The following is a 26,281-nucleotide window of genomic DNA, read 5'->3' as shown; positions in this document are numbered from 1 at the left end:
GTATACAACCGTGCGTTATGGAAGACGATCAATAGTTTATACCTTCCTTTTTTATATACGATAGTATCTCTGATGTTATTCCTTTTTTGTTGGTTTATATTCCATATAAAGCACACTGCCAAAAATCATGCAGGCACCCACCAACATTGGCAGCGTCATCATTTCATGCAAAATGAGAAAGGAAAAGATGGATGCAAACAAAGCTTCCATAGATAAGATCAAGCTTGCTGTATTGGCTGTTGTATACTTTTGAGCATACGTTTGTAATAAATATGCCAATAACGTGGATATAAAAATAAGATAACCTACATTCCCTAAAGCCTCAAGTCCAAGAGTTGCTGGAGCTTTTTCAAAGGCTAAAGCACAGATTGTAGACAACACACCGGCTGTTACCATCTGCATGGCTGTCATACAGAAAGCATCCGTATGTGCACTATAACGCTCTAACGCAATGATATGTAACGCAAAAAATAATGCACAGATGATGGATAATAGATCTCCAAAACCAATCATGAACGCATCAACACGTAACGTCAACAATGCAATACCACCCACACATAATAGGCTAGCGATGATTTCTTTTTTATGTGGCCTTCTATGAAATAACAACCATAGCAAATATGGTACAAACACAACATTTGTGGCTGTCAAAAAAGCATTTTTGCTAGGTGATGAATATTTAAGCCCAAATGTCTGAAAAGCAAAGGCTAAAAATAAGAAAACACCTGTAATAATACCATGTCGTATTTCATCTTTACTCAATTGTCTTAATTTTTTCCAACAAAAACATACCGGAAAAATGGCAGCGCCAACAAAGCGAATCATCATAACATAAAATGGTGAAATCGCCGCAAGCGCACCATTTGTTGCTAAAAATCCTCCGCCCCAAATAATTGTCACAAACACAAGCATCAAATTTGCATATTGTTTTTTCATCCCATCACCTCACTGCTCATTATCATATCAACTTGCTTTCTATCATGCAAGACTAAATTACTTCCTTAGTTACTTTCTTAGTAACCTTTGTCGACTATCGTTTGCTTATCTAAAGCAGATAACACTTATCTTTTTTAAGCATATGAAAACAAGTGTAAGGTAAAAATTAAAATTAGGGATGATTTCTCTTACCATTTTCGTTATAATAGTACAGACAAAAGAAAAGAAAGAGAGTCGAAAAAGTTATGAAGTTGTTAGAAGAATATATACGCACGTATGGTGAAGTACCAAATGACGATGTTTTAAAAGTAGATGCCTTTTTAAATCATCAAATCGATACGCGTTTGATGATGCAGCTAGCTGAAGATTTTAAAGAACATTTTAAAGATCAAAAGATCACAAAAATTGTAACCATTGAAACGAGTGGTATTGCTCCTTGTGTCTTTTTAGGGTATCTATTACATGTTCCTGTTGTTTATATGAAAAAGAATCCCAGTAAGATCATGACGGATGATTGTTATCATACAAACATTCATTCCTTTACAAAGGATCGAGATTATGAAATTGTCATTAGCAAAAAATACATCAGCAGCGAGGATAACGTGCTCTTTATTGACGATTTTATGGCAAATGGAGAAGCATGCTTAGGCGCCATACGCGTATTAAAAGAAGCTCAAGCTACCATTTGCGGCATTGGCATTGTTATTGAAAAAGCATTTCAATCCGGTCGTAAGCAAGTACAAGCTTTAGGATATGATGTCTATGCGCAAGCACGTATTGCTTCTTTAAAGAATGGTACTATCGTATTTGCTGAGTAATGAGTAAATTCCTATGAAAAAAGCATTTGTTCATATTGACCAAATGCTTTTTTATATGGTTATGCATCGTCTTTAGCATGCTGTTGAAAATGCGTAATTGCTTTTACAAGCAATGGAACTAATAGCAATTGCAGTAAGATGCCCGGAATGGCGGTAATAAAGGAAACTGTCAAAAAGATTGTCAGTGTATAAGCTTTTCCCATAAAGCTTAACAAGATCAAGTTCACGATACCGTTAACAATACGTCCGGCAAGCATCGTTAAGATCAAAGCTACATACAGATGACAGTGTTTTAATAACAAACCACTTAAACAGCCATAACATGACAATTCAAATACCATAGCGATACCGGTTGGAACTAACACAGGCATTCCCGTCAAGAAAGAGCTCAGCAATGGAGTCAATACACCAATGAAAGCACCGTAAGCAGGTCCACACAAGAAGCCACAAAGTAAAACAGGTAAATGCATCGGTAGAAAAGTAGCACCGGCATTAGGACCAAAAGAATGAAAAGCCATAGGTAAGATGATACCAACTGCTAAAAACATGGCTGAAATAGTTAATTTTCGAACACTTTGATTCATATTACTTCCCTCTTATTCAAACATTGCATCATAGATCTTCCGCAATTGCCTTTTCTCTTTCTCATTCATCTTGCGTTCATGTGCATCATGACCTTCAACAGTCCCGATATTGGCCTTGATTGCCTTTCCCTTTTTTACGACTACGACAAAAGGTACATACAATTTCTTCTCGCCTTTCTTATCCGTTTTTAAAAATGCATCAACGTAAGGAAATAATGCTTTTTTCTGTGCTTCACTATACAACAATTTTTTATTTTTATCTCTGGTTTGGATATAATAAATGGTTTTCTTATGTGCTTTGGCACTCTCATCCATAATAGGTAAGGCTTCGATGCACCATGGACAATCTGGAAAACCAAAATAGAGAATAGCATCTTTTTTGTTTTGAAAGAGTTGAATTGCTTCTGCCATATCACTTTTCACAAAAACATTATCGCGATCCTGAAAACCATCATAATCACTCATATCCATTCCACCAAGGCCACAAGTGCCAGCATTTGTTTCATCATTGCAATAATTTTCAGAAGGTTCGCCTGCTTTTTCCGGTTTTGTACTAGTACAAGCCGTTAAAAGAGCACATGCCAACAGCAAGAGCAGTCGTTTTTTCATTTTATCCCAGCTTTCTTTATTTACCCGTATTGTACCGATTTTATGTGCATTTGTCCAGTAATGACCTATATAGCATATCAACCTCTATTAGAAAAGGGTGAATTAATCACCCAAAAGTTTTACTAACACAGCTTTTTGTGCATGTAAACGATTTTCTGCTTCATCGAAAATTTCATTTGCATGTTCTTCAAAAACCTTCGCTGTAATTTCTTCTTCACGATGCGCTGGCAGACAATGCAATACCATAGCATCTTTTTTCGCTTGTGCCATGACAGCATCATTAATTTGATAAACGCCCTCAAAGATTTGACGACGTTTTTCTGCCTCGCCTTCTTCTCCCATGCTCGCCCAAACATCTGTCACAACGACATCCGCATCTTTTGCGGCTGCTAGTGGGTCTTGTGTCAGCGTAAAGCGTCCAGTTGTCGCTGCTTTTGCGCAAATCTGCGTATCGGGCAAGTATTCCTTAGGACAAGCCAGAGCCACCTGCATGCCTGCTAATATACACCCATTGATATAGGAGTTTGCCATATTGTTGCCAGCACCGATATAACATAATTTTAAACCTTCTAAACTACCTTTATATTCACGTATTGTTTGTAAGTCTGCTAACACCTGACAAGGATGTACATAATCGGTTAAACCATTGATAATTGGGATATTGCCATATTCAGCAAGTTCTTCGAGATCACTTTGCTTATACGTACGAATCATGATGCCATCTACATAACGGCTTAAGACACGGGCGGTATCTTTGATAGGCTCTCCACGTCCTAACTGCATATCATTCGCATTTAGATATAAGGCCTTTCCACCTAATTGTTGCATTCCCACTTCAAAGGATACACGGGTACGGGTACTGGACTTGGTAAAGATCATACCCAAGGCTTTATTGCGTAAATATTTCGTATAAATTCCCTTTTTTACTTCTTTTTTCAAAGCATCAGCTAAATCCAAAAGTTCATATAATTCATCTTTTGATAAATCTGCCAAAGTTAATAGATGTTTCATTCTGCTTCCTCTCTTTCTTATCCCATTGTGGATAAAACTTCTCTTAGTATCGTCATGGCTTGATCAATTTCTCCTTTGGTAATCACTAAAGGAGGCAACATGCGCAGCTTATCTTTTGCGGTTAATATGAGCAGGCCTTTTTGTAAACAGGCTTTTACTACATCAATAGCTTGTACATGTTCATCTAACACCGCACCGCGCATCAACCCCAGACCATTGACTGCCTTGATATGGGGAAGACTTAATAATTGCTGTTTTAAATATTCGCCCTTATCCATAACCTCTTGTAAAAAGTCAGCATCTAGACGCTGTAAGACAACTCTTGCCCCAGCACAAGCAATGGGATTACCCCCAAAAGTTGTACCATGATCTCCCGGATGAAAGGTATCTTGCAGTTTTTCATTCATTAAAACCCCACCAATCGGAAGACCATTGCTTAATCCTTTTGCCGTTGTGACAATATCAGGCTGTATGTCATATTGTTCATATGCATATAAAGTACCACAGCGTCCCACACCGGTTTGTACTTCATCTACGATCAACAAAATATCCTGTTGTTTACATAGCTTAGCAATTGTCTGCACATATGCTTTCGCTAAAGGCAAGACACCGCCTTCTCCTTGGATTAGTTCAATCATGATCGCACAAGTATGCTTACTCAGCGCTTGTTTTAAAGCAGCTTCATCATTGGCTGGGACATGAAGGAAACCTGGTGTAAATGGATCAAAATATTGATGAAAGGCCTCTTGTCCGGTTGCCGCTAACGTAGTGATCGTACGACCATGAAAAGAGTTTACTAAGGTAATGATTTCATAACGTTCTTTTCCATAATGATCATAAGAATATTTTCGGGCTAGCTTAATGGCACCTTCATTAGCCTCTGCACCGGAATTGGCAAACATTACTTTTTTAAAGCCGGTTCGCTCACATAACATCTTGGCAACATCACCATCTGGTTGTGAATAATATAAATTGGAAACGTGTGGCAATGTATTTGCTTGTTCACTCACAGCTTTCGCCCATTCTTTATCTGCATAGCCTAACGCATTAACACCTATGCCAGCCGTCATATCTAAATAGGATTTTCCATCTGCATCCATCGCAATGCAGTGACTGCCTTTTGTCAGTACCGCATCAAAACGATGATACGTATGCGCAATGTACATTTGATCCTGCTCTTTGATATCCATCTGCATCAAACCTCCTTCCGTTGAAACATCGTACCAGCACCATCTTTTGAAAACATTTCAATCAAGATGGAATGAGGTACTCTGCCATCAATAATAACTGCTTTTGCTACCGATCCATGGAGCGCATTTGCACAGCATTCCACTTTCGGGATCATTCCTCCGCTGATGACACCACTTTGCTGTAAATAAGGAATATCATCCAAATAGATACAAGAGATCAACGATGCTTCATCATTTGGATCTTTTAACACCCCGGGAATATCACTGACAAGAATCATATTTTCTGCATGTAAGGCAGCCGCAATGCTAGCTGCTGCTGTATCTGCATTAATATTATAAGAATGTCCCTCTTTATCACAGCCAACACTGGCAACAACAGGAATATAGCCCTTATCTAAAACATCCAAGATCAAAGAGCCATCCACTTTAGAAATTGCTCCCACATATCCTAAATCTGCACCTTTTGCCTGATAAGGTACAGCTTCAATGATATGCGCATCCATCCCGCTAATACCAACTGCTCGCGCACCTTTTTGATTGATTAAGGATACTAGATCTTTGTTGGTTTTTCCTGCTAATACCATCTGTACTACTTCCATGGTTTCCTCATCGGTATAGCGTAAACCATTTACAAAATGGCTTTCTTTCCCGGTTTTATCCAGCATATAATTGATTTCAGGTCCACCACCATGTACCAAAACGACCTTAATACCGATTTCTGACAGCAACACCACATCACTCATCACATTTTGTTTAAGCGTTTCATTTTTCATCGCATTTCCGCCATATTTGATAACGACAATTTTTCCATTATATTTTTGAATATATGGCAAGGCTTGTGATAAGATCGTCGCCTTTTGTACTGCTTTGATTTCCATCGCATTCACTCCTCTTACGTACGATAATCGCCATTGATCTTGACATAGTCATAAGTCAGATCACAACCCCAGGCAGTTGCTTTTGCATCCCCTTGTTTCATATCGATAAAAATAATGATTTCATCTTCACTTAATAGTTTTACTGCCCTTTCTTCATCAAAACCACAGCCGGCACCATTCACACAGACCGGCATACTGCCATAAGCACTTTGTAAGGTGACATCAATGCAGTTAATATCAAATTGCGCATCGCAATAGCCAATCGCACATAAGATTCTGCCCCAGTTGGCATCTTTGCCAAACATGGCAGCTTTGAATAACGAACTTGTAATAACGGATTTCGCAACTTTTTTTGCTGTCATCGTATCATTTCCATGAACAACCTGACAGGTTAACAATTTGCTTGCACCTTCTCCATCCTTTGCAATATGACGAGAAATTTCCGTACAAATATCCATAAGGGCATCTTTAAATACAGCATAAGCAGCGCCTTTTTCCTGAATAACTTCATTTTCAGCCAACCCATTTGCCAGCATACACAGCATATCGTTTGTCGAAGTATCTCCATCCACGCTGACCATATTAAAGGTATCGTTTACGACTTCATGCACAACTTCATCTAACATTTCTGAAGAAATGGCCACATCACTTGTCAAAAATGCTAACATCGTTGCCATATTGGGATGAATCATGCCACTTCCCTTTGCCATGCCGCCGATATGACATTCTTTGCCATCAAGCAGAAAACTCACAGCAAATTCTTTTTTAAATGTATCCGTCGTCATGATGCCTTCACAAGCATCACTGCCTCCTTCATACGAAAGTTTTGTCACCAGCTCTTCCATATGTGTCGCAAAAGGATCTATGCTTAATGGTTCTCCAATGACACCGGTACTTGCCACAATGATATCCTCACTAGCTAACTGAAGTGCATCTGCACATAAAGCACACATCTGTGTCGCTATTTCTACCCCATTGGCATTACAGGTATTGGCATTACCGGAATTACAAATGATGGCCTGTGCCTTTCCATCTTGTAAATGTTGTTTGGTAACAGCAATCGGTGCTCCTTTTACCTTATTTAATGTATAAGTTGCCGCTGCATTGCATGGCACTTCACTGTAAATCAGTGCCAGATCCTTTTTGGTTCGATTCTTACGGATGCCACAATGGATACCGCTAGCCTGAAATCCTTTCGGCGTACAAATCCCATTCTCACATAACTTTGCCATATCGTTTCCTTCTTCCCTTCTTTGTTTAAAAAGATGCCGGTACCATGCTTAATCCCATGGTTTCTGGATAACCAAAACGGATGTTCATGTTTTGGATTGCTTGTCCTCCAGCTCCTTTTACCATATTGTCGATTGCAGATACGAGAATGATACGCTGGTTACGTTCATCCATATGCAAAGACACATCACAATAATTCGTATATTTCATATATTTTAAATCCGCTGTTTTTCCTAATGGCAATACGCGTACAAATGGCTCATTTGCATAAAACTTTACATACTGCGCATATAGCTCTTCTACATGTATTTCATCTGTAGCATCTGCATAGATTGTTGATACGATACCACGATTGATTGGCAACAAATGTGGTGTAAAGCTAATAGAAACATCTTTCCCACAAAGCTTGCCCAGCGTTTGTTCAATTTCCGGAGTATGACGATGAGCACCAATCTTATATGGTGCAAAGGATTCATTCAGACGAGGAAAATGGGTACTGTCACTTAATCCCTTTCCTGAACCTGTCGTACCTGACTTGCTGTCAATAATCAAATGCTGTTCATTGATGATATCCAATTTCATTAGCGGTGCTAACGCTAATGCGATGCTGGTAGGATAGCAGCCTGGATTTCCGATAATGGAAGCTGTTTTGATATCCTCTCTAAAAAGCTCCGGTAAGCCATATACCGCCTTTTTATGAAGCTGTGGTTCTTGATACTGCAAATGATACCATTCTTGATAGTCAGCTTCATTATCCAGACGGAAATCAGCACCTAAATCAATAAAAACTTTCTTTAGCGTATCACATTTCTTTGCCAATGGCTCACTTAACCCATGTGGCAGTGAAGCGAATACAACATCACTTTTTGCAATGACACTATCTTCCTCTTCAAATGGTAAGTCGATGATCTGATAAAAGCTTGGATATAGATCTGCAATCTTTTGCCCCAGATAGCTCTTTGAACTAATTCCTACTAATTCAACCTCTGGATGCATCCATAACAATCTTACCAGCTCAGCACCGGCATAACCGCTGGCTCCAATAACTCCTGCCCTTATTTTTTTCATGCTATCGCTCCTAACTCTTCTTTTACCTTTTGGATATGTGCCTCTACGATTTCCGGAGCCGGACCTCCTATCACCTTACGCATCTGCACACAGGTTTCTAAAGCAATTGCCTCATAGATATCTTCTTCAAATAGTTCGGAAAATTGTTGATACTCGTTTAAAGATATGGTTTCTAAAGTCTTGTCATGATCTTGGGCATAGCTCACCAATGCACCGATGATTCGATAGGCATCACGAAATGGCATACCTTTTTTGGTTAGATAATCGGCACAATCGGTTGCATTGATAAATCCCTTTGCTGCTGCTTTTCGCATATTATCTTTTAAAACTTTTGCACTTTCCAACATCGGTATCATCGTTGTTAAACAAAGATGTGCGGTATCAATTGCATCAAACAAGGCTTCCTTATCCTCTTGCATGTCCTTATTATAAGCAAGCGGCAAGCCTTTCATCATGACTAAGAGTGTTTGTAAATCGCCACAGACACGTCCACATTTTCCTCTCACCAGTTCGCTGACATCAGGATTTTTCTTTTGCGGCATGATGCTGGAACCGGTCGCAAAAGCATCATCTAATTCAATGAATTTGAATTCCCAAGAACACCAAAGGATGATTTCTTCACTCAATCGTGATAAATGCATCATGAGCATTGCCAAAGCACTTGTTATTTCAATGCAGAAATCACGATCACTGACACCATCCAAGCTGTTCAAAGAAACACTGTCGAAATCCAATTGTTCTTTCACCATTTCCCGATTGATGGGATACGTTGTAGTTGCCAAAGCGCCGCTGCCTAAAGGAAGGATTGCCGTACGTTTCTTACTTTCCTGCAAACGCTGTAAATCACGTTTCAGCATTTCAACATAGGCCATCAGATGATGCGCAAACGTAATGGGCTGCGCTCTTTGCAAATGGGTGTAGCCAGGCATGATCGTATCAAGATTTTCTTGTGCTTTATCCAAGAGAACGTTGATAAACTGTTTGATTTCCGTAAGGATCTTATCGGTTTCATCCAACGCATACATACGGGTATCAAGAGCAACCTGATCATTACGTGAACGTGCGGTATGCAGACGTTTTCCTGCATCCTGAATACGTTTGGTTAGTTCACTTTCCATAAACATATGAATATCTTCTGCTGTTTCATCAATGGCAAGCGCTCCACTTTCAATATCCTTTTGTATTTGCGTCAATCCCGTTATGATACTTAAGCTATCTTCTAAAGAAATAATTCCTTCATGTGCTAACATCATAGCGTGTGCACAACTGCCTTTGATATCTTGGGCGTACATGCGATGATCCACAGAGATACTGGAATTGAAATCGTTTAATCGTGCATCTGCCGCCTTTTTAAATCTTGCATCCCATACATTCATATGCTTTTTCTCCTATCTATTTTTTATTCCAAGTTTTCTTTTGCATTGCTGCCACCTTAATTGGCAAACCAAACAAATTGATGAAGCCGGCAGAATCATTTTGATCATAAGAATCATCTTCTCCAAAGCTGGCAATCTGTTCGGAATATAAGGTATATGGACTGGTAATACTTGCCGGTGTGATGTTGCCTTTATATAATTTCAGCTTCACTTCTCCACTGACATTTTCACTTACTTTATCCACGAATGCGCTCAATGCTTCGCGTAATGGCGTAAACCATTGACCATTGTATAAGATTTCCCCAAACTTAATCGCCACCCCTTGTTTATAATGCATTGTTTCTTTATCTAATGTAATGCTTTCTAATAATTGATGTGCTTTATACAAAATCGTTCCACCCGGGGTTTCATATACACCACGTGATTTCATACCCACCAATCGATTTTCTACCATATCGATCAAACCGATACCATTCGCACCGCCAATTTCATTTAGCTTTGTTACCATTGCTTGACCGCCTAGTTTTTCACCATTCAATGCCGTTGGAATACCTGATTCAAAAGTTAGGGTGATATAGGTTGGGGTATCCGGTGCCTGTTCAGGAGTTACTCCCATTTCTAAGATTTCATCATATTTTGGCTCATTCTGCGGATCTTCCAGATCTAAGCCTTCATGTGATAAATGCCAGAGGTTTTTATCTTTTGAATAATTGGTTTCTCTGTTTATTTTTAATGGTATTTGATGGGCTTGTGCATAATCGATTTCATCATCTCTTGATTTCAGCTCCCATGTTCTCCATGGGGCAATGATTGGCATCTCTGGGGCAAAAGCTTTAATTGCCAATTCAAAACGAACCTGATCATTGCCTTTTCCCGTACAACCATGACAGATAGCATCGGCTCCTTCTTGCTGAGCAATTTCTACCAGTTTTTTACCAATCAACGGTCTGGCAAAGGCTGTCCCTAACAAATACACATCTTCATAAACAGCATTTGCTTTTAAACATGGATAGATGTAATCCTCAACAAATTCATCCTTTAAATCCAAGATATACAGCTTGCTGGCACCTGTTTTGATGGCTTTTTCTTCCAGACCGTCAAGTTCTGTACCTTGTCCTACATCAGCAGATACCGCGATAACCTCACAGTTGTTATAGTTTTCCTTTAACCAAGGAATAATGATAGAGGTATCTAAACCTCCGGAATATGCTAATACGACTTTCTTAATATCTTCTTTTTTCATAATCTTATCCTCACTTTTCTCTTTCTTTTTCTTTCTTATTCTTTATCCTTATTCTCTATACTGCCGGCATCGTCGTTTCACTCTTTCCATAATCTTTTCACCTCTTATAGTCTTCCTATACAAAAAAATCTCTGGATTGCTCCAGAGGCGCTTACACACGGTACCACTCCGGTAATCATCGGTACATCCCCAATGATTCCTCTTTCGTAACGCCGAAATATGCGTTCTGTGATACTACCATTTCCCACAGACTCTTCCAGGTGCGTGTTCATCATAAGTTCCCTAACAGGCTTCCACCATCCCTGCTCGCTTTGCAGTTCCCTTATCATTACTTCTCCTGTTCAACGATTTATGGCTTTATTTTACGCTTGTGAAAACATCTTGTCAATCATTTTTTGAATCTTTTTACATTTTATTGTAAATTTATTTCATTATTATGACGCATTATTTACTTTTTTTCATGGCAATGGCCATTTTGACTTTTCCCCCTAAATAAAGTAAAATGAAAAAGAAGAAACCATTCTTGATTGGAGGCGTTATTATGAATTTTATCTTTATATCTCCCCACTTCCCTGAAAGTTATTGGCTGTTCTGTCAGGGACTGAAAAACAATGGTGTTAATGTACTGGCAATTGCAGATGCTCCTTATGAATCTTTATCCACCAATCTAAAGAATTCCATTAATGAATATTATAAAGTGAATTCGATGGAAAACTATGACGAAATGTTGCGTGCCGTTGCCTTTTATACGTTTAAATATGGAAAAATCGACTGGATCGAATCGAACAATGAATACTGGTTACGCCAAGATGCCCGTCTGCGTATGGACTTTAATATCGCCAATGGCCTAACTTTTTCACATATGGATGATTTCCAAAGCAAATCGCGCATGAAAACGTTCTATCAAAAAGCCCAGTTACCTACCGCACGCTATTGCATCGTATCGACTTTGGAAAACGCCTTAGAATTCATTCAAGAAGTGGGCTATCCAATCGTCATCAAGCCGGATATAGGAGTAGGCAGCAGTGATACTCGCAAGATCCGCAATCAAGAAGAACTAGAAACTTATTTCAAACATCCGCGAATGGTTAAGATGATCATGGAGGAATACATCAATGGTGAAAGTTTCTCATTTGATGGGATCACCGATAGTCATAAAAAGGTCTTGTTTATGACCAGTCATCAATATACTGACAGCATCATGGATTCTGTGAATGAACAAAAAACCATAGGCTGCTATTCTTATATGAATATCCCTGAAGATATCTTAGATGCCGGCTTACGAACTGTGAAAGCCTTTAATACACGTAGCCGTTTCTTTCATTTTGAATTCTTCCGTTTAAATGAAGATAAAGAAGGTGTCGGTAAAAAAGGTGATATCTTAGGATTAGAAGTAAATATGCGACCTCCTGGGGGCTTTTTACCAGATATGATCAATTATGCGAATGACAGTAACGTCTATCAATTATGGGCAGATATGATTGTGCATGATAAGATTGAGCATGTGCAACATCGTAAATATTCCAGTGGGTTCATCGGCCGTAGAGATAATTTGGAATATGCCCATTCAACACAGGAAATTCAGCATAAATATGGCGATAATATCCTTATGATCAAGCGGTTGCCAAAAGCTCTTGCAGAAGGTATGGGCGATGAAGTTATCGTTGCTCGCTTTCCATCAGAAGAAGAAATACGTCAATTCTTTGCCTACTGCTCTGAAATCAATATCTAAAAAAGGGCATGTCCATCATAGGATATGCCTTTTTTGCCGCTCTTAGTACCTATTGGCGATATTTATCTTCAATTCGCATTCCCCACAACATAACGACGATCACCCATGGTAAACAGCCAAGTATTGATACAATGCTTAAGGGCGAATTTTGTTTCAATACGAAAGGCAATCCCAACAAACCAAAGAAAATACCTGCCCATGTCCATAACTTGCCCATCGCCTTATTATACGCTCGTATATTCTTTACAACGATTGCTTCCTCATCATTGGCCCAAAATCGCACAGCCTTCTTCGCATGAAAGCAATAAACGCCAAGCAAAAGAAAACAAACTGCGATGAACATCCAAATCATAAATGCCATCATATTCCCTTCTTTCTATTTTGGGATACGAGTTTGTAAATTCTGATACAACTGCTTAGTTAAAGCATTCGTTTCATCATTCACAATATATTGCCTATTCTTAGTTTTTATAACAATATAGCCTTGTGTTTCTTTATATACATAGGCTCTTACTTTTCGATTCTCCAGTTTCGCATCTGCACAAACAAGCTTTTGCGTTTCCATACCAGCACCTTGTTTATGCACCTGTGTGGGTGTTTTATCATAATACACAACATTGATGATATCCTGATATGGAATTGTATCACCAATACTGCCATGCAGGCTGATTGCTTTGGCTTGCAAATAAATCTGATAGTTTGCCTGCTTCCCATATATCAAAAGTAAGGCTATCACACTTATACAAAGCACAATAATACCACCGAATACACCGTGTATGATACGTTTTGTTGTTACATCATCTTCCATAAGCTACCTCATTTTTTATATGATATCATAGTGTTATTGCCTCAGCAACAAAAAAGGACACATTCCGTGACCTTCTTAAGTTTTATGCTAAGGCAGCTTTTAAAACCGCCTCAATCTTTGCTTTGGTTGGTATTCCTTCAAGTAATTTTTCACCTTCGACAAAATAGGTAGGAACATACCAATAATCCAATCCTTTTGTTTTTTCAGGTTCATCATTTTCTTCAATAGTTTCTATTTCAATATCTTGATATTCTTTATGCAATTGTTTTAGCTCATCCACCATAGCAAACGCTTGCTTACAATAAGGACAGCTTTTCAAATACATCATCTTTACATGTTTCATATAGATTGCTCCTTTTCTATTAGTACTATAGCATAACAACTTTTCACCTTGCTATTCATTTGCTCAACATCATCGTTGTCAAAATAGCCATTTGCGCGAAATAATAAAAAGATAAATTAGCTTTTACCACGGCCGGACGATCGGCATTACCAAATATAATGAAAACCAGAATCAAATCAGAAAGGACAAAACAAAGAGAACCTAAATTTAACACCAAGCCAAAGGAGCCAGAAAAAAGCCATGTCAATGCCTGTAATTCCATAAACATAATAATGGATGCATATAGCATAACGGCACCAGTCATACCTTGAAAATCAACACGTTGTTGCAACCACCCAATCATTATGCAGCCAACCGTAATTGCTATTACGGCCAAAAGGATAGTAATAGGCAAGGTAGTATGATACAAAGCAGCAATATATGCGAGATGACCAAATAAAAATGCTGTTAAGCCACCTAGAAAATATTGCTTTTCGAATTTTGGATAGCAATAAGGAAGCGCAAGAAATACATCACCGATAGCACCTAATAGTAAGCCAAGCAAAAGATATTGGCGATATGAAACTGCTGGAGCTAAAGAAAAAAGATAAGCTCCTAAAATAACAAAACCAAGGGATGAGACACTTTTCCAACCAAGTGTTGTAAAACTGTTCATATGCGGCATATAAATATAATATAGGATGAACATAATAACACTTACATAAAGAAAGAGAAACATAAACACCATCTCCTTTCTTTAATTATAACAGAAGATTAACTTATTTACTTGACGGATATGATATAATAACACTCGTGAGGTGATTTGGGATGGTTAGAAAGGAAGATATTTATATTCCCTGCTTTCAGACAATGCGCACCCTTCATGTTTATCTGCCTGTAGGATATGAGAACAACAAACAAAAATATCCCGTTTTCTATATGTATGATGGTCATAACTTGTTTCATGATGAAGATGCCACATTTGGCAAAAGCTGGGGCATGGAAACCTATTTTGATACGCATGAAATACCGGTGATCGTTGTAGGAATTGAATGCAATCATGAAGGTAATCAGCGTTTAGAGGAATTTTCTCCTTATGATTTTGATGATCGCTATGTCGGTCATATCCATGGCCGTGGCAAAGCCCTTATGGAATGGGTCGTGTCGGATTTAAAGCCTTGGATTGATCTAAGATATCGAACTAAAACAGGTCGTCGTTATACGGCAATCGGCGGAAGTTCCATGGGAGGCTTGATGGCTCTATATACTATCCTGCATCACAATGATATTTTTTCAAAAGCAGCTTGCTTATCTTGCTTTTTATATGGTGTCATGGCAGACATTCGACAAGAGCTGAAAGATCATTTGCATGCTGATACCCATGTATATCTTTCCTGGGGCAGTGAAGAAGTTCGCTCTAAAATGCAACTAGCGAAACTGTCAGCTGCCAATTTAGAAATCATTCGGCAACTGCTTGCACAAAATGTAGAAGTTTTTCCCAATTTAGTCGTCAAAGGCAAACATAATGAAGCTAGCTGGGAAAAAGAATTACCGGTTTTTATCAATTTTTTATTCCCTTAAAGTAAAAGTAATTGCTCCCCTTCTTATAGGAACAATTACTTTTTTATTTGGTTTTCGATATTTCTAATATACCTGCACAAAATGAAATCGGATAAAAATTCATATTTGTTTTAGGAAACGCAGGCAGCTTATCTACAACAAGATAGCATTCATCCTCATCCCAAGCATCTTTCGCATGCCGTTTACAATCTAATAACTGATCTTCATGTGCAAACATCACATCACCAAGTAAGATCTTACCTTCAGGCTTTAATAATTGCATTAAATCGTTTAGGAAATTCACTTTCTTGGCATCCTCTAAATGATGTATCGCATAGGTCGATATAATAATGTCATATTTTTGCTCTTTAAGCATAGCAGGCAAGCCTTCTGTAAAATCCGCTTGTAACAATTTTGCCTCAGGCATTTTTTCCTGTGCAAACGCAAGCATGCGCTTTGAAAAATCCACGCCATACACAAGGCAGCCATGATCGTACAATTGTTTTGTCAAAACTGCCGTACCAAATCCAATATCCAAAATAGTCGGTTTTGGTTTTCTTAACACTTCTTGCTTGATTGCATCCAGCACCTTTTCATAACCGGCAAAGGGATACTGGTGATTTTCATCGCTTTGCTTTACGGAGGCATCATAGCTCTTAGACCATGTGTCAAAACCTTTCTCATCTAACATCCAACATACCTTCTTTCTATTAATTATAAATGTTGATTATAAATTGGCTGTACATGTTTCTTATTACGTACGATTACCAGCCCAACAGCTAATAAGCCAATCATGGAAAAGCAAGCAGCTACATATGGGTACTCTATGAATTCCCCCATCGCACCGGCAAGAAAACGTGAACACATGCAAAGAAGGGAAACCAATACATTAAATAAGCCATTTACTCTTGCACGCATATGCGATGGGATATAATTTTGGGTGCTAGCTTCTCGAATATTCATACTATTCACACCCAGAAAGCCACAGATAAAGCGATTAAGGATCATTAAGGGATATGCAATAAACAATAAGATCATATCCATGGCCTCATAGCTTGCATAAACGCTGACGGCTATTTTATAACGCACATGATCAGGAATACGAACAAAATAATGAAAGATACTTCCCAACATACGACCGGCCGTTTCTGCTGTAGTTAAGAATGCATACATTGTTGTTGTCAGCACAGAAGAAGATTGGAACAATGCCATAGACATCATGTTCACTGCCTCGGCATTCGCATTTGTAACAGACATATACGCATAGATACTGCGTATCCCCTTTTCTTTCTTTAAATAATGAAATCCTTCCATCATCTCTTCTCGATAGCCTGAAAAAGAAAAGCTCATTTTCTTCAATTCTTTCTCTTGAAAAGCAATATGATGCTCTGCATAACTTGCCATTAACAACAAGATACCCTCTCCTAAGCAAATCATCGCTACCCCATAATGCACATAAATCATACTGGCAATCGGTGTGATCAATGCGGTGACACTAGGATATATCATACTGGAAATAGAGTAACCTTTCTGCATAAATCCCTTTGGTATCAAATCAGGATATAGCGATGCATATGCCAACTGATAAATACTTCCAGTAGATGTTGTCAATAATGCATATAACAAATAGATCGTGTAAGAAAAGTCATAATTTGACAGATACCAGGCAAATAACAGATAGCAAATGCCATTGAAAGCATCTAATCGAACAATTACCTTTTTCCGTTCACATGTATCAACAAAAGGTGCTGCAATGATAGGTATTAAGATTGCCGGTATCATAGATAAACCGGTAAATATACCTGTCAGCATCGTACTATCCGTATTATCAAATACAACCAGTGAAAAAGCAAAACTCATAGCAGTACCACCAATGGCACTGATTAAGGTTCCTATGGTTATAATTGTAAAATCACGGCTCCATAATGTTTTTTTCATGTTACACCTCCCTTGCATTAAGTATATTAAAAAACAAGAAGATTTTCTATCCCCTTGTTTTGTGAAAATTTGCATTATATCAAAGACTTTAAGCGTCAAATTCCATGTTTTTTAGGAAAATTGTGATTTTGTATTTCCTGTAGAAGAAGATATGCCTCTTTATAGCGTCGCTGATGCGTATATACTTCAAGCAAGTATCGAGAATGAAATAAACGATACCCAAAATAGGTATGTGTATCTTGTTCATAAATATCCATGAGCACCTGATAGTAGTTAGGATCATCTAAATAATTTTCTCGATAACGTAGTTTAATAAAAATTAACATCTTATGGTAGATAAGCGGCATCTTTTCATCAAGTGCTTCTTCCATCATTTCTATATAGTGTTTCCCTTCTTGTGCCTCATCTATCTCAATATATAACAATGCCAATTTATGAGCAATCAATACCTTTCCTAAGCGATCTTCTTCTAAATCTTTTGAAAACAATAATTTTTCTTTTGCCAAATCGTACTGTTTCCATTCCAGATATGTGGAACCAATATTATAAGCAAGTTCTTTTAACGTATTCGTATCTTTCAACTGGCGAGCCAGATGTTCTGCCTTTTGATAATATTTTAACATCAGACCTTCCACATTCTGACAGGAATAACAATTACCGATTAAGATGGCTGCGGTGATCATCCGTTTGGCATCTCCATCTTCACTCGCCATCGCATAGGCTTTTTGCAAATACTCACATGCTTCAATGTAATCTCCCATATTTATATATGCCATCCCCAATGCTATTTCCTGTTCGGCCGTTTTTCGATAGTACCCTGCAAGACGAACATGATGCAACCGTATCTGCGCATCTGGATAATGATCATATAATAGGTGATAGCGATATAACTGCAGCTCATCCATATAATTTTCATATACTTTTATTTCTTGTAAAGAATGCAGTAAAACCTCGCTACTTTCTGTTTCTTCTATCCTCATGATCTTATCATAAATTTGAAACAAACGATATTCTATGACAAGTGGGCTATAAAGAAGTTCCTTTTCATGAGCCCTTATTTTTAGCGCATGCTCTTCAAGGGGTTCATTAAAATCCAAAGCTTCCCAAAAGGAGGCAAACAACTGTTTCATTTCTGATAGAAATCGCGCATCACCATGATAGTGGATTTGTAAACGTGCAAAAAGCGCCTGCAAAATATCTTCACTGGCATCTACTTTCCCTTGTTCAATCTTTGATAAATAGCTCACTACACAGATGCCTGTGCACAAGCCTTCCTGTGATAGATTTTGCTGCATGCGATAATATCGCAATAAAGCTCCGCTTATCTTTTCCATAATTTCATCCTATCTAGCCAAAATGGTGTAAAGCAATTGCAATACCATCTTCATCATTGCTTTTTGTTATTAAATCTGTCAAATCTTTATCTTAGTAAGACATTTACCCTTCGCAACCATAAGGTGCTTGTTGTAACATCTTCACATCATTGCTTGCAAAGAAAATTCATTCTATGTTTGGAAATTTACGATAATCAAATGTTGTATCTGTTTCTAAATTACCAATCCATGTAAAACTAATCATAGTCACTAGAAAATGTTCATTATGTGTCAAACGTTTTACAGAATTCTTATAAAAAACACAGAATGGTGCATAATACTGCTAACAGGTTCCCAAACTCCTTCTGAATTTAAGAGTACAACTTTTCATGCTGCTTGGCAAGCGCTTGCTTGCAAAAGGTAAAGATCTTTTCTATAATGAGTAACAAAAAGGAGACTGTTTATGATTGATCGTTCCATCTGTGCCAAATCCATATCCATCCCATCAAACAGACGTATTATCGCAATCAGTGATATACATGCTAATTTACATATCTTTCAAAAATTGCTTAAGCAAATACAATTTGATAGTACTCTTGATGAATTATTTTTAGTTGGTGATTTATTAGAAAAAGGGCAACAAAACATGGAAACTTTATCCTATTTAATGAAATTATCACAAGATTCACATGTTCACTTAATGCTTGGCAATTGTGATTTTGTTTGTAAAAATATCTTATATGAATATCGATTGGATTTTTTACATGAAGTTTTATGCCAACGCCAAAACAGTCTTATACATGAAATGGCTGCTTGTATGCACGAAAAAATCACAAAAGATACAGATATGGTACGATTGGCACGAAAACTAAAGTCCACTTTTCGTAAAGAATTAACCTTCATCGCCGATTTACCTCATGTTATTGAAACACAAGACTATATCTTTGCCCATGCAGCTATTCTAAATGAGCAAACCTATGGAAATGAGATGCGTGACATAATGAGGCATGATCGTTTTTTCTTAAAAAACATAGCATTTCATAAATACGTCATCGTCGGACATATACCGGTAAGTGAATATTGCTCTACCATTTGTGATTTTAATCCTCAAATTGATCAAAGAAAACATATCATTGCTATAGATGGAGGCAATGCAGTAAAACGCGCAGGGCAATTAAATGCGCTCATTCTGCATCATGGACAATTTAGCTTTGCCCATTGTGATGATTTACCAGAAGGAATAATTTTGTCCAATTATACACCGAAGCAAAAAGACAGTATTTATATTACCTGGCATGAACGTGCCGTACATGTTTTGAAAGAAGAGAAAAACCAAGCATATTGTCAACAAATAGCCACAGGACGTCGATTGTGGATACCAAAAGCCTTTTTATATGAAGAAAACGGCAACTTTAGTGCTGAAAATTATACCAATTATTTACTGCCCGTACGCCATGGTGAAACAGTTAAAATTATTTCTTTGTATGAGCATTATGCGTTAGTTAAAAGTCATGGAATAATGGGCTGGATTCCAAGAAGCATTCTAAAACAATAACGGCATCTTCCTTAAGCCCTAATCACGTGAATATTGCACTGTTAAAGCGAATCAAAAAGCCAAGAGCAAGATGTCCTTGATATACCTCAGCAAACAGTATGCACATACGAAATGACATAGTTCTGTCATTTGTTAGGTACTGTCAGCAATAAAAAGAGCACCTCATATTATATTGCTTGCTAAGGCGCCCTAACATCTCAGATTTTGTTTCTTAAATTTGCTTTAGATATGTGATAAATTCATCGATTACTGCTTCAGGTGTCGCCCAACTCGTGACAAAACGCATTGCTGTATGTGTAGCATCTACCTTTTCCCAAAACTGAAACGCATATTCTTTTTCTAATTTTTTGATAACCTCGTTCGGTAAAATGACAAATATCTGATTCGTGGATGATTTGGCAAATAATGAATACCCACAATCAACAAATGCTGTTTGTAATTTTTGTGCCATCGCATTCGCATGAGCCGCAATCTTTCTATACTGATCGTCTTCAAATAAGGATAAAAACTGTAGCCCCAATAACCAACCTTTCGCAAGCATACCGCCACGCTGTTTTATCATATAGCGAAAATCTTTTTTCAACTGTTCATTCACAATAACGACAGCTTCTCCGAATAGCGCACCATTTTTAGTACCACCAATGGAAAAGACATCAATATATTTGCATAAATCAGCAAAGCTTACATCGTTATCACTTGCTGTCAGAGCACACCCTAAACGAGCACCATCCATAAACAGATATAATCCCAACGCATCACATGTCTTGCGCAAAGCCTGTAGTTCTGCTTTTCGATACACACTGCCTAGCTCCGTTGCATCTGAAATATAAACCATTTTGGGCTTGACCATATGCTCATCACAATGGCGTCTGACTTCCTCATAAATTCCTTCCACACTGACTTTGCCATCCGCACTGTCAACAATGACTACCTTATGTCCGCTTGCTTCAATAGCCCCTGTTTCATGCACATTGATATGACCACTATCGGCTGCCATAACTGCTTCATAAGGACGTAATGCACTGGCAATAACAGTTAAATTTGCTTGTGTTCCTCCAACTAAAAAATGGATGTCACACGTAGGACATTGCAGTACTTCTTGAATTTTTTCTCTTGCTTTATCACAAATTTCATCCATTCCATAACCTGGATTTTGTTTCTTATTAAATTCCTGCAGACGCTCCATAATCATAGGGATTGCGCCTTCGCTATAATCATTACAAAAACTATACATATATTTCACTCCTCATCATGGAATCATTATAATACAAATTACATAAAAAAGAAATGCAGCTGATGTTTTCTTTTCATCACTGCATTTCTCTTGTGCTGATTTACAGGTATTTCGCGCATTATATACTACTACCATACAACTTCACCTGCTACTTACCAACGATAACCACCAACATGAATGCATTTGATAGCCCTGTAATCAGCCTGAATCTCATCTTACGATCAATCTCTATGACCAATGGTCTACACTCACCGCATGATAAGATTCTCTATATCAACATGATTCTTTCATGTGATATGCTTTATATTGCATATTCAGTATAACAAAATAATAAATTATGAATAGTAATATGGAAAAATCGGTAGAAAAATGGAAAAAGGTGCAACAAGAGCACCTTTCTGAATTTCTTTAATCTTTTTTCAGACCCATGATTTCATCTTTGAATAGACGTGCATCCATAAGTTTCAGATCTTTGGCAATCGTAGGTTTGAATTCCATATGCGCCAATACATCTTTTTCTAAATCAACTCCAGGAGCGATTTCCGTTAAGGTTAAAACACCGTCTAGCAATTCAAAGACAGCACGTTCTGTAATGTACACAACCTTTTGTCCGGTATCTTTTGCATATTCTGCAGAGAAAGTAATCTGTTCCACATTTTCTTTAAATTTCTTAATGCGTCCTTCCTGCAGAATCTTTAATTCACCATTTTCCACAGCTACCTTTAATCCACCGGCTGTAAAAGTACCACAGTATACAACTACCGGAGATGTCTGCGTAATATTGATGAAACCACCGCATCCGGCAATCTTTGGTCCAAAGCGAGATACGTTGATATTGCCATCTTTATCACATTCCGCAAGACCTAAGAATGCCTGTCCTAAGCCACCGCCATCATAGAAGTCAAACTGATATGGCTGATCGATGATTGCATCTGGATTCGTACAAGTACCAAACGCCGTACCAGCATTTGGTACACCGCCAATACCACCGGCTTCTACTGTTAGTTTCAATCCTGGTAATCCTTCTTCATTTGCGACATTGGCGATTCCTTCCGGCATACCAATACCTAAATTAATAACACATTCAGGATCTAACTCCATCGCTGCACGACGGCAGATGACTTTACGTTCATTTAAAGCCATAGGAGGAATAGAATCCACCGGCACTTTAATTTCACCGCTTAATGCAGGATTATATTGTTCTGCATACGTCTGCATATGATTCTCAGGACGAGAAACTACGATGCCATCAACATAAATACCAGGAATCTTTACCTTACGTGGATCTAAGGTTCCATTTTGCACAACTTTTTCTACCTGTAGTAAAACAATACCACCGGAATTTTTCGCAGCCTGTGCAATTGAAAGGGAATCCAAGGTTGCCGCTTCTTTCTCCATCGTTGCATTTCCATCTTCATCACAATATGTCGCACGAATCAAGGCAACATTCAATGGGAAAGACTTATAAAGCAGCCATTCTTCTCCATGCAGATTTACCAATTCTACTAAGTCATCTTTTGAGCGCTCATTCATCTTAGCCCCTTCGATACGAGGATCAACGAATGTCTTTAAACCAATCTTTGTGAAGGTACCAGGACGATGTCCGGCAATATCACGGAACATCAAAGAAATCGTACCTAAAGGTAAGTTATACCCTTCTACCTTATTTTCAAATACCAATTTCTGCAGCTTAGGAATCAATCCCCAATGACCACCAATGATACGTTTTAACAAACCTTCATGTCCCAACTTATTCAAGCCAAGCTTATCTGTTCCATCACCGATACCGGCGGAGAACATGATGGTAAGATCACGTGGATGACCACTTTTTAGAAAAGCTTCTTCAATTCCTACAGAAAATTCCTGAGGATGACCGCAGCCGATAAAACCACCGATACCGATATTGGCACCATCTGGAATCATGGAAACTGCCTGTTCAAGACTAATAACTTTACTCAACTTCATAACCTCCTTTGTATCTCTCATGGTTTTACTTTACCACAAGGAAAAGCGTATACCAAGAGATACGCTTTTTGAAGATGCATTATTATTTGTTAGAGAATGTTTTTTCTTTTACTTTTTCCAAGAAACAAGTCATACCATATGTCTGATCTTCAGTAGCGAAGCAGTTAGAGAATTCTTCCACTTCAATAGCGATACCACCATCGATATCCGTCTGTAAACCATTATTGATAGCTTTCTTAGAATTTGCAACAGCGATTGGTGCATTTGCGGCAATACCTTTCGCCATCTTCATTGCTGTAGCCATCAATTCTTCAGCAGGAACGATTTTGTTTACCAAACCGATTTCAGCAGCACGAGGTGCTTTGATATTTCTTGCTGTATAAATCATTTCTTTGGCAATGCCAACACCAACGATACGTGCTAAACGCTGTGTACCACCAAAGCCTGGAGTAATACCCAAACCAACTTCTGGCTGACCGAAAACAGCATTTTCGCTTGCTAAACGAATGTCACAGCTCATAGCCAATTCACAGCCACCACCAAGAGCAAAGCCATTCACTGCCGCAATAACAGGACAACGGAAAGCTTCGATGCGACGGAATACTTCATTACCGAATTTACCGTAAGCAGCAGCTTCTTCAACGTTCTTTTCTTTCATTTCCGCGATATCAGCACCTGCAACGAAAGATTTTTCACCAGCACCTGTGATGATCAACGCATAAACATCTTTGTTAGCTTCAACTTCATTTAAAGCTTCATTCAATTCTGTTAATACCTGTGTACTTAATGCATTCAATGCTTTTGGACGATTAATGGTAATGGTAGCCACATGTCCTTCATAGTTTACTAAAATAGTTTCCATGTTTATATCCTCGCTTTCTTAAAAAAGTGAATCCACAATTTCAATGGATATAGAAATTATAGATTCACTCGCTTTATCATACGTTTCGAACTTATTTTGTATAGTCGTAGAATCCTACACCAGTCTTCTGACCCAATTTGCCTCCACGTACCATTTTTCTCAACAGTGTACAGCAACGATATTTAGAATCGTGAGTTTCATTGAACAATACGTCCATGATAGCTACTACGATATCCAAACCGATCAAGTCACCTAAAGCTAAAGGTCCCATAGGATGATTAGCTCCCAGTTTCATAGCAGTATCGATATCTTCTACAGAAGCAATGCCTTCCTGCAGGATCGTAGCTGCTTCATTGATCATAGGAATCAAGATACGGTTAACAACGAATCCAGGACCTTCTGCAACTTCAACAGGAGTCTTTCCTAAAGATTTAGAAATTTCGATGATAGCCTCTTTTGTTTCTACTGGAGTATTGATACCAGAGATAACTTCAACCAGTTTCATACGATCTGCTGGGTTGAAGAAATGCATACCGATTACTGGGTGTTTGATACCTTTTGCAATTTCTGTTACTGATAAAGAAGATGTGTTTGTACCAAAGATACAAGATTCTTTACAGATTTCATCCAATGTAGAGAACAGTTCTTTCTTTGTTTCCATGATTTCCAGAACAGCTTCTACTACTAAGTCGCAATCAGCCAAATCTTTGTATTCGCCAGCCTTCAGGTTACCTTTGATTTCAGCAGCTTTATCAGCTGTCATTTTTTCTCTGGTTACCAATTTGTCTAACTTTTTACCGATCTTGTCGATTCCGCCCTGTGCCCATTCAAGCTTAATGTCACATACAGTTACATCATAACCATTTGTAGCAAATGCGTTTGCAATGCCCTGGCCCATTGTTCCAGCGCCGATTACACCAACTTTTTTCATGTTCATTATCTCCTTTTTACCTTTTTTATCTCATATAACAGAGGGGATAGAAATATTTTCCTATCCACCTTCTGCGTATGATTTTAATTATGCTTTTTTCGCAGCGATGATTTCTTCTTTCAGAAGAGGTAAGATTTCTTTTACATCACCGATGAAGCCCATGTTTGCAATAGAGAAGATTTCAGCCTGTGGATCACGGTTGATAGCGATGATCATATCTGATTTTTCCATACCGGCAACATGCTGACAAGCACCGGAAATACCACATGCGATGTACAGAGAAGGACGTACGGTCTTACCCGTCTGGCCTACCTGAATGTCTTTTGATGCAAAACCATCATCAACAACGGCACGGCTAGCACACATTGCACCGCCTAATTCTTCTGCAACTGCTTCTACCATGTCTAAGCAATCTTCAGCACCACGACCGGCACCTACTAAGATATCGCATTTTGTAATATCGATACCTTCCACAACCTTAGCGATTACTTCTTTAACAACAACTTTTGCGTCTGTATCTTTAAAATCAGGTGTAAATGCTACAACTTCACCTGTTCTTGCAGTATCCACTGGATCCATGCTGAATACGTTTGGACGAATCGTTGCCATCTGTGGACGAGTGTCTGGACAAACGATTGTACCAAACAGGTTACCACCGAAAGTAGGACGTGTAACTAATAATAATGCTTCACCATCCGCAACTTTTTCCTGATCGATTTCAATCTTTGTAGCATCTGCAGTCAAACCTGCATTCAAACGAGCAGCAACTCTTGGAGCTAAGTCACGGCCTAATACCGTAGCACCAGTTAAGAAACTGTCTGGTTTATATGTTTCGATAATCTGTGTTAATGTATCAGCATAGAATTGTGTAGAGTAGCCTTCCAGTAATTCATGATCTGCAACGATTACTTTATCAGCACCGTGTGCGATAACATCGTTTGCTTTATCCGTTACGTTGTGTCCTAACAGAACACCAACAACCTGGAATCCCATCTGAGGAATTGATGCTACCAATTTTCTAGCTTCAGAAATTAATTCGTATCCGACGTTGGCAATTTCACCATTTCTCTGTTCAACGAATACGTAAATATCTTTGTATCCTTCAAATTTAGCCATTG

Annotated in this window: 26 protein-coding genes; 4 read left to right on the top strand and 22 right to left on the bottom strand. The window is 38.3% G+C overall.

Annotated features, from left to right (window positions below; genetic code table 11):
- Positions 1–75: 75 nt before the first annotated feature.
- On the bottom strand, positions 76–936 hold the full coding sequence (locus tag AC1VS3_RS08980) for a DMT family transporter (RefSeq protein WP_008688755.1): 861 nt from the start codon (positions 934–936) through the stop codon (positions 76–78).
- 245 nt (positions 937–1,181) lie between these two features.
- Between AC1VS3_RS08980 and AC1VS3_RS08975 the strand changes: the two genes are divergently transcribed.
- Entirely contained in the window at positions 1,182–1,754 is a 573-nt protein-coding gene (locus AC1VS3_RS08975; protein WP_008688756.1) for a xanthine phosphoribosyltransferase, read from the top strand.
- Between the two features lie 59 nt (positions 1,755–1,813).
- On the opposite strand, the gene AC1VS3_RS08970 is transcribed toward AC1VS3_RS08975, so the two are convergent.
- From AC1VS3_RS08970 to AC1VS3_RS08930, 9 genes are all read right to left on the bottom strand, one after another.
- Complete coding sequence (locus AC1VS3_RS08970) at positions 1,814–2,338, bottom strand: ECF transporter S component (protein WP_008688757.1); 525 nt, start codon at positions 2,336–2,338, stop codon at positions 1,814–1,816.
- A gap of 12 nt (positions 2,339–2,350) precedes the next feature.
- Positions 2,351–2,947 (bottom strand): thioredoxin domain-containing protein, encoded by a 597-nt coding sequence (locus AC1VS3_RS08965; protein WP_008688759.1) that lies wholly within the window; start codon positions 2,945–2,947, stop codon positions 2,351–2,353.
- Between the two features lie 102 nt (positions 2,948–3,049).
- Positions 3,050–3,958 (bottom strand): ornithine carbamoyltransferase, encoded by a 909-nt coding sequence (argF, locus tag AC1VS3_RS08960; protein ID WP_008688761.1) that lies wholly within the window; start codon positions 3,956–3,958, stop codon positions 3,050–3,052.
- 17 nt (positions 3,959–3,975) lie between these two features.
- Complete coding sequence (locus tag AC1VS3_RS08955) at positions 3,976–5,148, bottom strand: aspartate aminotransferase family protein (protein WP_008688762.1); 1,173 nt, start codon at positions 5,146–5,148, stop codon at positions 3,976–3,978.
- Between the two features lie 5 nt (positions 5,149–5,153).
- On the bottom strand, positions 5,154–6,026 hold the full coding sequence (gene argB, locus AC1VS3_RS08950) for an acetylglutamate kinase (RefSeq protein ID WP_008688763.1): 873 nt from the start codon (positions 6,024–6,026) through the stop codon (positions 5,154–5,156).
- A 14-nt stretch (positions 6,027–6,040) separates the two neighbouring features.
- Complete coding sequence (argJ, locus tag AC1VS3_RS08945; RefSeq protein ID WP_008688764.1) at positions 6,041–7,258, bottom strand: bifunctional glutamate N-acetyltransferase/amino-acid acetyltransferase ArgJ; 1,218 nt, start codon at positions 7,256–7,258, stop codon at positions 6,041–6,043.
- Between the two features lie 25 nt (positions 7,259–7,283).
- The gene (argC, locus tag AC1VS3_RS08940) at positions 7,284–8,324 is read right to left on the bottom strand and encodes an N-acetyl-gamma-glutamyl-phosphate reductase (RefSeq protein ID WP_008688765.1); all 1,041 of its coding nucleotides are present in this window, start codon (positions 8,322–8,324) and stop codon (positions 7,284–7,286) included.
- Entirely contained in the window at positions 8,321–9,700 is a 1,380-nt protein-coding gene (gene argH / locus AC1VS3_RS08935) for an argininosuccinate lyase (RefSeq protein ID WP_008688766.1), read from the bottom strand. The genes argC and argH overlap by 4 nt, the downstream gene beginning before the upstream one ends.
- Positions 9,701–9,716: 16 nt before the next feature.
- The gene (locus AC1VS3_RS08930) at positions 9,717–10,943 is read right to left on the bottom strand and encodes an argininosuccinate synthase (RefSeq protein ID WP_008688767.1); all 1,227 of its coding nucleotides are present in this window, start codon (positions 10,941–10,943) and stop codon (positions 9,717–9,719) included.
- A gap of 541 nt (positions 10,944–11,484) precedes the next feature.
- Here AC1VS3_RS08930 and AC1VS3_RS08925 point away from each other — a divergent pair.
- Positions 11,485–12,675 carry an ATP-grasp domain-containing protein gene (locus AC1VS3_RS08925; RefSeq protein WP_008688770.1) on the top strand — a complete coding sequence of 397 codons (1,191 nt, stop codon included), beginning with the start codon at positions 11,485–11,487 and terminating at the stop codon, positions 12,673–12,675.
- A gap of 49 nt (positions 12,676–12,724) precedes the next feature.
- Here the strand turns inward: AC1VS3_RS08925 and AC1VS3_RS08920 are convergent, their stop codons facing one another.
- The 4 genes from AC1VS3_RS08920 to AC1VS3_RS08905 form a co-directional block, all read right to left on the bottom strand.
- Positions 12,725–13,036, bottom strand: a complete 312-nt coding sequence (locus AC1VS3_RS08920; RefSeq protein ID WP_008688772.1) for a hypothetical protein — start codon at positions 13,034–13,036, stop codon at positions 12,725–12,727.
- 15 nt (positions 13,037–13,051) lie between these two features.
- Entirely contained in the window at positions 13,052–13,483 is a 432-nt protein-coding gene (locus AC1VS3_RS08915) for a hypothetical protein (protein ID WP_008688774.1), read from the bottom strand.
- Between the two features lie 82 nt (positions 13,484–13,565).
- Positions 13,566–13,826, bottom strand: coding sequence for a thioredoxin family protein (locus AC1VS3_RS08910; RefSeq protein WP_008688776.1), 261 nt, complete (start codon positions 13,824–13,826; stop codon positions 13,566–13,568).
- A gap of 55 nt (positions 13,827–13,881) precedes the next feature.
- Entirely contained in the window at positions 13,882–14,544 is a 663-nt protein-coding gene (locus AC1VS3_RS08905) for a lysoplasmalogenase family protein (RefSeq protein WP_008688777.1), read from the bottom strand.
- 89 nt (positions 14,545–14,633) lie between these two features.
- Between AC1VS3_RS08905 and AC1VS3_RS08900 the strand changes: the two genes are divergently transcribed.
- Entirely contained in the window at positions 14,634–15,386 is a 753-nt protein-coding gene (locus AC1VS3_RS08900) for an alpha/beta hydrolase (protein WP_008688778.1), read from the top strand.
- 43 nt (positions 15,387–15,429) lie between these two features.
- Here AC1VS3_RS08900 and AC1VS3_RS08895 read toward each other — a convergent pair whose 3' ends face one another.
- The 3 genes from AC1VS3_RS08895 to AC1VS3_RS08885 form a co-directional block, all read right to left on the bottom strand.
- On the bottom strand, positions 15,430–16,056 hold the full coding sequence (locus AC1VS3_RS08895; protein ID WP_008688779.1) for a class I SAM-dependent methyltransferase: 627 nt from the start codon (positions 16,054–16,056) through the stop codon (positions 15,430–15,432).
- A gap of 23 nt (positions 16,057–16,079) precedes the next feature.
- Positions 16,080–17,303, bottom strand: a complete 1,224-nt coding sequence (locus AC1VS3_RS08890; RefSeq protein ID WP_008688780.1) for an MFS transporter — start codon at positions 17,301–17,303, stop codon at positions 16,080–16,082.
- 95 nt (positions 17,304–17,398) lie between these two features.
- Positions 17,399–18,637, bottom strand: coding sequence for a helix-turn-helix domain-containing protein (locus AC1VS3_RS08885; RefSeq protein ID WP_008688781.1), 1,239 nt, complete (start codon positions 18,635–18,637; stop codon positions 17,399–17,401).
- A 442-nt stretch (positions 18,638–19,079) separates the two neighbouring features.
- On the opposite strand from AC1VS3_RS08885, the gene AC1VS3_RS08880 reads away from it, so the two are divergent.
- Positions 19,080–20,171 (top strand): metallophosphoesterase, encoded by a 1,092-nt coding sequence (locus AC1VS3_RS08880; RefSeq protein ID WP_008688782.1) that lies wholly within the window; start codon positions 19,080–19,082, stop codon positions 20,169–20,171.
- 211 nt (positions 20,172–20,382) lie between these two features.
- On the opposite strand, the gene AC1VS3_RS08875 is transcribed toward AC1VS3_RS08880, so the two are convergent.
- From AC1VS3_RS08875 to AC1VS3_RS08855, 5 genes are all read right to left on the bottom strand, one after another.
- Positions 20,383–21,405 carry a threonine aldolase family protein gene (locus AC1VS3_RS08875; protein ID WP_008688784.1) on the bottom strand — a complete coding sequence of 341 codons (1,023 nt, stop codon included), beginning with the start codon at positions 21,403–21,405 and terminating at the stop codon, positions 20,383–20,385.
- 408 nt (positions 21,406–21,813) lie between these two features.
- Positions 21,814–23,370, bottom strand: a complete 1,557-nt coding sequence (locus AC1VS3_RS08870) for an acyl CoA:acetate/3-ketoacid CoA transferase (RefSeq protein WP_008688786.1) — start codon at positions 23,368–23,370, stop codon at positions 21,814–21,816.
- A gap of 82 nt (positions 23,371–23,452) precedes the next feature.
- A complete protein-coding gene (locus tag AC1VS3_RS08865; RefSeq protein ID WP_008688787.1) occupies positions 23,453–24,232 on the bottom strand; it encodes an enoyl-CoA hydratase-related protein in 780 nt (259 codons plus the stop codon).
- Between the two features lie 91 nt (positions 24,233–24,323).
- Positions 24,324–25,163 carry a 3-hydroxyacyl-CoA dehydrogenase family protein gene (locus tag AC1VS3_RS08860; protein WP_008688788.1) on the bottom strand — a complete coding sequence of 280 codons (840 nt, stop codon included), beginning with the start codon at positions 25,161–25,163 and terminating at the stop codon, positions 24,324–24,326.
- An 87-nt stretch (positions 25,164–25,250) separates the two neighbouring features.
- Positions 25,251–26,281, bottom strand: a 1,031-nt coding sequence (locus AC1VS3_RS08855; protein WP_008688789.1) for an electron transfer flavoprotein subunit alpha/FixB family protein, incomplete at its 5' end; no start/stop codon positions are given.

The sequence above is a fragment of the Longicatena sp. genome, from assembly GCF_982403165.1.
Note: the sequence above shows the minus strand (reverse complement) of the source record. Positions and strands in the feature narration are given on the sequence as shown.

Coding starts and splice junctions, on each gene's coding strand:
- AC1VS3_RS08980 (WP_008688755.1), bottom strand. CDS start 936: ATGAAAAAACAATATGCAAATTTGATGCTTGTGTTTGTGACAATTATT.
- AC1VS3_RS08975 (WP_008688756.1), top strand. CDS start 1,182: ATGAAGTTGTTAGAAGAATATATACGCACGTATGGTGAAGTACCAAAT.
- AC1VS3_RS08970 (WP_008688757.1), bottom strand. CDS start 2,338: ATGAATCAAAGTGTTCGAAAATTAACTATTTCAGCCATGTTTTTAGCA.
- AC1VS3_RS08965 (WP_008688759.1), bottom strand. CDS start 2,947: ATGAAAAAACGACTGCTCTTGCTGTTGGCATGTGCTCTTTTAACGGCT.
- argF (WP_008688761.1), bottom strand. CDS start 3,958: ATGAAACATCTATTAACTTTGGCAGATTTATCAAAAGATGAATTATAT.
- AC1VS3_RS08955 (WP_008688762.1), bottom strand. CDS start 5,148: ATGGATATCAAAGAGCAGGATCAAATGTACATTGCGCATACGTATCAT.
- argB (WP_008688763.1), bottom strand. CDS start 6,026: ATGGAAATCAAAGCAGTACAAAAGGCGACGATCTTATCACAAGCCTTG.
- argJ (WP_008688764.1), bottom strand. CDS start 7,258: ATGGCAAAGTTATGTGAGAATGGGATTTGTACGCCGAAAGGATTTCAG.
- argC (WP_008688765.1), bottom strand. CDS start 8,324: ATGAAAAAAATAAGGGCAGGAGTTATTGGAGCCAGCGGTTATGCCGGT.
- argH (WP_008688766.1), bottom strand. CDS start 9,700: ATGAATGTATGGGATGCAAGATTTAAAAAGGCGGCAGATGCACGATTA.
- AC1VS3_RS08930 (WP_008688767.1), bottom strand. CDS start 10,943: ATGAAAAAAGAAGATATTAAGAAAGTCGTATTAGCATATTCCGGAGGT.
- AC1VS3_RS08925 (WP_008688770.1), top strand. CDS start 11,485: ATGAATTTTATCTTTATATCTCCCCACTTCCCTGAAAGTTATTGGCTG.
- AC1VS3_RS08920 (WP_008688772.1), bottom strand. CDS start 13,036: ATGGCATTTATGATTTGGATGTTCATCGCAGTTTGTTTTCTTTTGCTT.
- AC1VS3_RS08915 (WP_008688774.1), bottom strand. CDS start 13,483: ATGGAAGATGATGTAACAACAAAACGTATCATACACGGTGTATTCGGT.
- AC1VS3_RS08910 (WP_008688776.1), bottom strand. CDS start 13,826: ATGAAACATGTAAAGATGATGTATTTGAAAAGCTGTCCTTATTGTAAG.
- AC1VS3_RS08905 (WP_008688777.1), bottom strand. CDS start 14,544: ATGTTTCTCTTTCTTTATGTAAGTGTTATTATGTTCATCCTATATTAT.
- AC1VS3_RS08900 (WP_008688778.1), top strand. CDS start 14,634: ATGGTTAGAAAGGAAGATATTTATATTCCCTGCTTTCAGACAATGCGC.
- AC1VS3_RS08895 (WP_008688779.1), bottom strand. CDS start 16,056: ATGTTAGATGAGAAAGGTTTTGACACATGGTCTAAGAGCTATGATGCC.
- AC1VS3_RS08890 (WP_008688780.1), bottom strand. CDS start 17,303: ATGAAAAAAACATTATGGAGCCGTGATTTTACAATTATAACCATAGGA.
- AC1VS3_RS08885 (WP_008688781.1), bottom strand. CDS start 18,637: ATGGAAAAGATAAGCGGAGCTTTATTGCGATATTATCGCATGCAGCAA.
- AC1VS3_RS08880 (WP_008688782.1), top strand. CDS start 19,080: ATGATTGATCGTTCCATCTGTGCCAAATCCATATCCATCCCATCAAAC.
- AC1VS3_RS08875 (WP_008688784.1), bottom strand. CDS start 21,405: ATGTATAGTTTTTGTAATGATTATAGCGAAGGCGCAATCCCTATGATT.
- AC1VS3_RS08870 (WP_008688786.1), bottom strand. CDS start 23,370: ATGAAGTTGAGTAAAGTTATTAGTCTTGAACAGGCAGTTTCCATGATT.
- AC1VS3_RS08865 (WP_008688787.1), bottom strand. CDS start 24,232: ATGGAAACTATTTTAGTAAACTATGAAGGACATGTGGCTACCATTACC.
- AC1VS3_RS08860 (WP_008688788.1), bottom strand. CDS start 25,163: ATGAAAAAAGTTGGTGTAATCGGCGCTGGAACAATGGGCCAGGGCATT.